Here is a 7,192-nt window from a genome sequence, read left to right on the forward strand (position 1 = left end):
CTCAGCCTCCCCAGATGTCGTAGAGCCGCACCTGAAGCACGGCGAGCACCACACCGCCGGCCGCGACCGTCACCGAGCCCCAACGGGTGCGCTCCGCCAGTGACATGAAGCCCACCGCCGGGACGCAGGCGAAGGCACCGATGAGATACGCCACGAAGATCGTCGTGCCCTGTTCCGGCTTCTCGCCGCGCGCCAGCTGGACGATCCCGACCACCAGCTGGGCCAGGGCGAGCAGCGACACCACGGCCATACCGATGAAGTGCCAGTCCTTCGTCGGCTGGTCCCGGTAGGCGGCCCAGCCGCACCATGCGGCGAGCACGAGCGCGGCGACGGCGGTCGCCCACGTCAGGGCATCAAGCATGCTGTGACCCTATTACGGGCCAAAAGGCCCGGTGCCGCCGGGATGACCACCATGGCCTCGACCACAACCCGCGAGGCCGCGTGTCCATCGCTGTCCGGCATGCGGACAGCGGTTCGGGGCCATGTGCGTCCGCCGCATGCGGCTCGGGACAGGCCTCCGGCTCGGAGGTGCGGCGGTTCTCGGTCGAGAAGTTGACCGACTGCGTCACGCCTGGCTCAGGCGTGAGGCGGATGTCGCCCCGCTCCTCGGTGTCCCACTACGCCCAGGACGCGGGCCATCCCCGTGGAGGACTCCACCCTCCTGAAGGGGCCGTCAAGGAGGGCGAGGAGAAGGACGCGCGTGTGAAGAAGCTCGCGAGGCTTCTCACCTCGGACGAGGTCAAGAAGTTCATCGAGGACGAGTACGCCGGGTCCGTCATCGCATCGACCGACTGACGCCCCTTCATCGCCACCCACGGGGTCCGTTCACTTACAAGGCGTGGACCCCGTGGTGCAGTTCAGTGGTCCGATGCTGCATGCTGGGCAGTTCAGCAGGCACGATGTTCTCTGAAGGTTACGGAGTGGCGCATGACGAACACCTTCCCCGACATCTCCCTCAGCACGGAGCGGTTGGTGCTGCGCCCTCTTGAGGACGACGATGTTCCCGCCCTCACGGAGATGATGAACGACGAACTGGTCGGAGCCTGGACGTCGGTGCCCCAGCCCTTCACCGAGCACGCGGCCCGCACCTGGGTCACCGAAGACGCACCCGCCGAGCGCACCGAAGGCCGGGGTCTCGACCTCGCCGTCACCGAGTTCCTCACCCAGCGCCTGGTCGGCATCATCCAGCTCGGCAAGACCAACTGGCACGTACGCTCCACCGAGATGTCGTACATCGTCGCCCCCTGGGCCCGCGGCGAGGGCTACGCGTCCGAGGCCGCGCTCGCCACCGCCCAATGGCTGCTGCGCGACCAGAAGTTCGAGCGCCTGGAGCTGCGCACGGCCGCGGACAACACCGCCTCCCAGCAGGTCGCCCAGAAGATCGGCTGTATCAGCGAAGGCGTCCTGCGCGGTGCCTGCATAGCCCGGACCCGCACCGAGGACGGCGGCTGGGCCGACCTGCGTACCGACTACATCGTGTGGAGCCTGCTCCCCGAAGACCTCGACGGCGTCGGCGAGCAGTCTGCCGACGCCGGCGGTTTCACCTCGTACTCCGACTGGAACTGAACCGAAGGGCGGCCGCCGCGACCCCCGCCCACATCACCACAAGTCACCAGGTACGCTCACGGGGCTCCGCATTCCTCCACACTGACGACCTGCGAAGACTCCAGGAGACTGACGACGATGGCCGACCGGGTCACGGTGATCGGCTGGGACGGCTCGCCGCTGACCGACGCGGCGCGCTCCGCACTCGGTGCCGCCACACTCGTGGCAGGCGCGGCCCACCATCTGGCGCTGCCCGAGGTGCCGCCGGCCGCCGAACGCATCCGGCTCGGCAGTGTCGCCCTCGCCGCCCGCCGTATCGCCGGACACCGCGGTACCGCCGTCGTCCTCGCCGACGGCGACCCGGGCTTCTTCGGAGTCGTACGCACCCTGCGCGCCCCCGAGTTCGGCCTCGAGGTCGAGGTCGTACCCGCCGTCTCCTCGGTCGCCGCCGCCTTCGCCCGCGCCGGAATGCCCTGGGACGACGCACAGGTGGTCGTCGCCCACCGCCGCACCCTGCGACGCGCGGTGAACGTGTGCCGAGCCCACACCAAGGTCGCCGTCCTCACCTCGCCCGGCGCGGGCCCGGCCGAACTCGGCCTGCTCCTCGACGGAGTGCACCGCACCTTCGTCATCTGCGAGGAACTCGGCACCGAACGCGAACAGGTCACGATCCTCACCTCCGACAAGGCCGCCGACCACACCTGGCGCGATCCCAACGTCGTCATCGTCATCGGCGGGGCCGTCGCCTCGGCCGGGAGCGGCGGCTGGATCGCCGGACGCGACCCGGGCGCGGGTCCGCGCGGCTGGGCCCTGCCCGCCGAGGCGTACGGCGGCGCGCTGGGCGAGGGCGAGACCGAGCTGCTCCGCGCCGCCCAACTCGCCCATCTGGGACCGCGCGTGGGCGATCTCGTGTGGGACATCGGCTCCGGCAGCGGGGCCTTCGCCACGGAGGCCGCGCGCTGCGGCGCCGCGGTCATCGCCGTGGACCGCGACCGGGACGCCTGCGCCCACACCATGGATGCCGCCCGCCGCTTCGGCGTACAGCTCCAGATCGTGCACGGCACCGCGCCGTACATCCTGGAGAACCTGCCCGAACCGGACGTCGTACGCGTCGGGGGCGGGGGTTCCGCAGTGGTCTCCGCCGTCGCCGACCGTCGCCCCCAGCGGATCGTCACGCACGCCGCGACACGCGACGCGGCCGAACTCATCGGCAGGGACCTGACGGAGCACGGATATCAGGTCGAGTGCGCCCTTCTGCAGTCCGTCGAACTGGACACTCGCGCCTGGGCGGAGAAGGAGCGGAGCGTCGCGTTCCTGCTCACCGGCACACTGCCCGACCGCGCCCCGTGATCCTGTTGTCGTACCGCTCGCGGTAGGCTGGCCGATCGTTGTACCGCGCCGGCTTGTCCGAAATATCGTCGGTCAATGTCCGGAAAACGCGCCTGTTTTGGGATGCGTGTGGTACGGCGGACCCGGAGGGCGCGCAACGTGGCGCAGTCCACAGCGGACCGTGGCGGATCACCCTGCCGCGGTGGACGGCCGACCGCGACAATGCCTGTTAATGGCTTTGTCGACCGGCCGTTCGTGCCGCCCGGCACGGATGCTCGTTCTTCACTGCGGGCGGCCGGTGCGCCGCTCCGGACGAGCAGGTCGTAGAGCACAAACCGATGGGCGAGGGGTACGCATGACCGACACCGGCCAGGTCCCGGGCGAGGGACTGCCGGAGAGCGCAGGCATGGTGGAGCAGCCGGGCGCCCCCGCGCCGGGTGCGTACACCTACCTCTCCGAGACCCCCGCCGAGGACGAAGACCTGTTGCTGCTGCCGGGCGCCCAGGGCGCTTGGGGCAATGAGGTGCCTCCTCCGCCGCCGACTCCGGTCGTCGAGGCCGTGCACGAGCCGGGACCGCACGAGATGGCGGGCCGCGACAGCGGCTCGGTCGACCTCACCGGGGTCCGGATGCCGGAGCCCTCGCCCGCGCCGGCGCCTGCGGCGTCGCCCCCGCAGCAGCCGCCCATGGCCCGTCGTCCCCTGCACCTCGGTCCGCCGACGCCGGACAGCGCCGGAAGCCCGGTGCGTTCGCTCGCCGACCGCGGCCCGGCGGGTGCACCGGCCAACCCCGTGCCCGTACGACAGTCCGGTCCGCCCACGATGGGCCCCGAGTACCTCGACATTCCGCGCGACGAGGCCGCGTTGCAGGGGGCCGCGCCTTGGGGAGCCCAGGCCCAGGCGCAGGCGTCCGTCCAGACTGCGCCTCCGGTGGCGCAGGCAAACCCTGAGGGAGACCTTGCAGAAACGGTCGTCCGGGGGGCCGGGGACGACGGTGGAGCGGCTCAGGGCTCCGAGGGCGTGGGGGTCGGTGAGGCTCCTCAGGCCGGCCAGGTGAGCGGGACTCCGCAGGGCATCGAGGCGGCGCAGGCTTCCGACTTCGGGCAGGGAACCAACTTCGAGCAGGGGTCCGGCTTCGGGCAGGGGTCCGACTTCGGGCAGGGATCCGCGGAGGCGGCGGCCGGTGAGGGGGCGGGGGGTGCCGAGGGTGCTCCTGGTCCCGAGGCCGCTGCTGTGCCCGAGGGAACTCCCGGTGCTGAGCATGTCCCTGGCCCGGAAGCGGAAGCTGCTGCCGGCCCTGAGGCTGTCCACGGTCCCGAGGCCGCCCAAGGACCCGAGCCTGTGCACGAGGCGGCTTCCGCTGACGTGCCCGTGACGGAGCCCGCGCAGCCGCCGCAGGTCCCGGACTCCGCCGAAATCCCGGCCCCCGCACAGGAGTTCACGGCGCCGGCTCCGCAGAACCCGGAAGCCGCGCAGATCGCGTCGGCTCCGGAGGCTGCCCACGTCCCGGACGGCGCGCCTCAGACCACGGAACCCGCACAGTTTGCGGATCCCGCACAACTCGCGGACCCCGCGCAGCCGCCGCACACACCCCAACATGCCGAAGGTGCGCAGTTCCAGCCCGCACCGGCGGTCTCCCACTTCGCGCAGGCGCCCGAGCCCCGCCTGCCCCCGCACGCCGCCGCCGATCAGGCGCAGGTCCCGCAGCACGCGGACAGCACCCCGCACGCCCCGCAGGCCATGCACCCCGCCGAACCGCAATTCCCGGACGCCGCCGTCCAGTTCACCGAAGCCGACGCGCACGCCCCGGTCGCCGACGCGCACGAGGCGGCGCAGCCCGCCATCGCCGAGGAAGCCGCGCAGGTTTCGCAGCCACCGCACGCCGCTCCGGGACCGGAGGCCGCCGCCCCGCAGTTCGCGGAACCCGGGGAGACGCCCGCCCAGTTCGCCGCTCCCGAAGCGCCCGCCGAACCGCAGCAGGCCACCGAGCCGCAGCAAGCCACGCCCGCCGAGATCGCCGTACAGGCCGAGGTCGAGGCACCCGGAGCGACCGGGGCACACGACAACGACAACGAAGCGCACCCCGACGGACCGCAGGGCGACACGGGCTCCCTTCCCGGAAACCCCGTGGAAGCCCAAACCGACCAGCCCATCGGCCAGTTCGTGCCCGTCGAAGGCGCGGTACCGACCACGCCTCCCGGGGCTCCTACGCCCCCGCACGCCATGCCCGTCCCGCCTCAGCCGGAGGCGGAGCACCCTGCGGCCGAGGAGCCCGCGGAGGCAGCCGAGCAACCGGTACCCGCCACCGCGGAGACCGCCGAACCCCCCACACCAGAGGAACCCGTCGTCACGCTGCCCGCCCCCCGCGAGGGCGAACCGGCTCCCGTAGCCGAGTCAACTCCCGTACCGGAGAGCCCCGTTGAGGACCCGGAGCAGCCCGTAGCAGCACAGCAGGCGGAGGACCTGGACACCCGGGCCGCCGAGCAGGAAGAGAGCACGGCCCTAGTGGCAGAGGTACCAGAGTCCAACGGCCCCGCCGCGCCCGGCTACGACGATGCCGAGCGCGAGGCCGTCCTGCGCGTCATGCGCGAACGACGCGACATCCGCAACGGCTTCCGCGGTGACCCCATCCCGCACGAGGTGCTGCTCCGCGTCCTGGAGGCCGCCCACACGGCGCCGTCCGTCGGCCACTCCCAGCCCTGGGACTTCGTCGTCATCCGCTCCGCCGACACCCGGCGCACGATGCACGAACTGGCGATGCGCCAGCGCGACGCGTACGCGAAGTCGCTGCCCAAGGGCCGTGCGAAGCAGTTCAAGGAACTGAAGATCGAGGCCATCCTCGACACCCCGGTGAACATCGTCGTCACCGCCGACCCGACCCGCGGCGGCCGCCACACCCTGGGCCGCCACACGCAGCCGCAGATGGCCCCGTACTCCTCCGCGCTCGCGGTCGAGAACCTGTGGCTGGCCGCCCGCGCCGAGGGCCTGGGTGTCGGCTGGGTCAGCTTCTTCGACGAGCGCGAGATGGTCCGCGCCCTCGGCCTGCCCGAGCACCTGGAGGTCGTGGCCTACCTCTGCGTCGGATATGTCGACGAGTTCCCGGACGAGCCCGAGCTGATGCAGGCCGGCTGGTCCAAGCGCCGCCCGCTGTCCTGGGTCGTCCACGAGGAGACGTACGGCCGCCGCGCCCTGCCCGGCGAGGAGCCGCACGACCTGCTCGCCGAGACCGTCTCCAACATCCGCCCGCTGGACGCCAAGGCGCTCGGTGAGGCGTGGGAGCGCCAGAAGCGCATGACCAAGCCCGCGGGCGCGCTCGGCATGCTGGAGATCATCTCGGCCCAGCTCTCCGGTCTCTCCCGGATGTGCCCGCCCCCGATCCCCGAACCGGCCGCCGTCGCGATCTTCGCGGGCGACCACGGCGTGCACGCCCAGGGCGTCACCCCGTGGCCGCAGGAGGTCACCGGCCAGATGGTGGCCAACATCCTCGGCGGGGGAGCGGTCGTCAACGCCTTCGCCCACCAGGTGGGCTCCGAGGTCTGCGTCGTCGACGTGGGCGTCGCCTCCGACCTGCCCGCGACCCCGGGCCTGCTGCCGCGCAAGGTCCGGGCCGGCACCGCCGACATGACGACCGGCCCCGCGCTGACCCGCGAGGAGGTCAGAGCGGCCATCGAGGTGGGTATCGAAACGGCCCGCGACCTGGTGGCCGCGGGCAACAAGGCCCTGGTCACGGGCGAGATGGGCATCGCGAACACGACCGCGTCCGCCGCCCTGATCGCCGTCTTCACAGACACCGATCCCTCCGAGGTGACCGGCCGCGGCACGGGCATCAACGACGAGACGCTGGCCCGCAAGACCGAGGTCGTACGCCGCGCCATCGAACTCCACCAGCCGGACCCGGCCGACCCCGTCGGCGTCCTCGCCGCGGTGGGCGGTCTCGAACACGCGGCGATGGTCGGCCTGTTGCTCGGCGGCGCGTCCCTGCGTACGCCGGTGATCCTGGACGGCGTCAGCGCCGGCGCCGCCGCCCTGGTGGCCCGGGCCATCGCCCCCGAGGTCCTCGCGGCCTGCATCGCGGGCCACCGCAGCGCCGAGCCCGGCCACGTGGCCGCCCTCAACAAGCTAGGCCTCCGCCCCTTGGTCGACCTCGACCTCCGCCTCGGCGAGGGCACCGGCGCCCTCCTGGCCCTCCCCATGGTCCAGAGCGCGGCGAGAGCGATGCACGAGGTGGCGACATTCGACTCGGCGGGGGTAACGGAGAAGTAGCCGCCTGGGTTGTGGGCAGTCGTTCCGCTGGGGCGATGGGGGAGGGTGGGCACAACC

4 protein-coding genes and 1 pseudogene are annotated in these 7,192 nt (G+C 72.3%); 4 read left to right on the forward strand and 1 reads right to left on the reverse strand.

From position 1 onward, the window contains the following. Nucleotide 1 precedes the first annotated feature (1 nt). On the reverse strand, nt 2-361 hold the full coding sequence (locus tag G5C60_RS11215) for a hypothetical protein (RefSeq protein ID WP_165257597.1): 360 nt from the start codon (nt 359-361) through the stop codon (nt 2-4). Nucleotides 362-669: 308 nt separating this feature from the next. Between G5C60_RS11215 and G5C60_RS11220 the strand changes: the two are divergent. From G5C60_RS11220 to cobT, 4 genes and pseudogenes are all read left to right on the forward strand, one after another. Continuing rightward, nucleotides 670-795 (forward strand): annotated as a pseudogene (locus G5C60_RS11220) (MetQ/NlpA family ABC transporter substrate-binding protein); the annotation flags it as partial. A 132-nt stretch (nt 796-927) separates the two neighbouring features. Further along, nucleotides 928-1,566 carry a GNAT family N-acetyltransferase gene (locus tag G5C60_RS11225; protein WP_165257600.1) on the forward strand — a complete coding sequence of 213 codons (639 nt, stop codon included), beginning with the start codon at nt 928-930 and terminating at the stop codon, nt 1,564-1,566. Between the two features lie 117 nt (nt 1,567-1,683). Beyond that, nucleotides 1,684-2,895 (forward strand): precorrin-6y C5,15-methyltransferase (decarboxylating) subunit CbiE, encoded by a 1,212-nt coding sequence (gene cbiE / locus G5C60_RS11230; protein ID WP_165257610.1) that lies wholly within the window; start codon nt 1,684-1,686, stop codon nt 2,893-2,895. 334 nt (nt 2,896-3,229) lie between these two features. Next, nucleotides 3,230-7,135 carry a nicotinate-nucleotide--dimethylbenzimidazole phosphoribosyltransferase gene (cobT, locus tag G5C60_RS11235; protein WP_165257612.1) on the forward strand — a complete coding sequence of 1,302 codons (3,906 nt, stop codon included), beginning with the start codon at nt 3,230-3,232 and terminating at the stop codon, nt 7,133-7,135. Nucleotides 7,136-7,192: the final 57 nt, after the last annotated feature.

The sequence above is a fragment of the Streptomyces scabichelini genome (assembly GCF_011045015.1).
Classification (GTDB): domain Bacteria; phylum Actinomycetota; class Actinomycetes; order Streptomycetales; family Streptomycetaceae; genus Streptomyces; species Streptomyces scabichelini.

What these genes read in the sequence shown, in the direction of transcription:
- G5C60_RS11225 (WP_165257600.1), top strand. Translation starts at nt 928, where the DNA reads ATGACGAACACCTTCCCCGACATCTCCCTCAGCACGGAGCGGTTGGTG.
- G5C60_RS11215 (WP_165257597.1), bottom strand. Translation starts at nt 361, where the DNA reads ATGCTTGATGCCCTGACGTGGGCGACCGCCGTCGCCGCGCTCGTGCTC.
- cobT (WP_165257612.1), top strand. Translation starts at nt 3,230, where the DNA reads ATGACCGACACCGGCCAGGTCCCGGGCGAGGGACTGCCGGAGAGCGCA.
- cbiE (WP_165257610.1), top strand. Translation starts at nt 1,684, where the DNA reads ATGGCCGACCGGGTCACGGTGATCGGCTGGGACGGCTCGCCGCTGACC.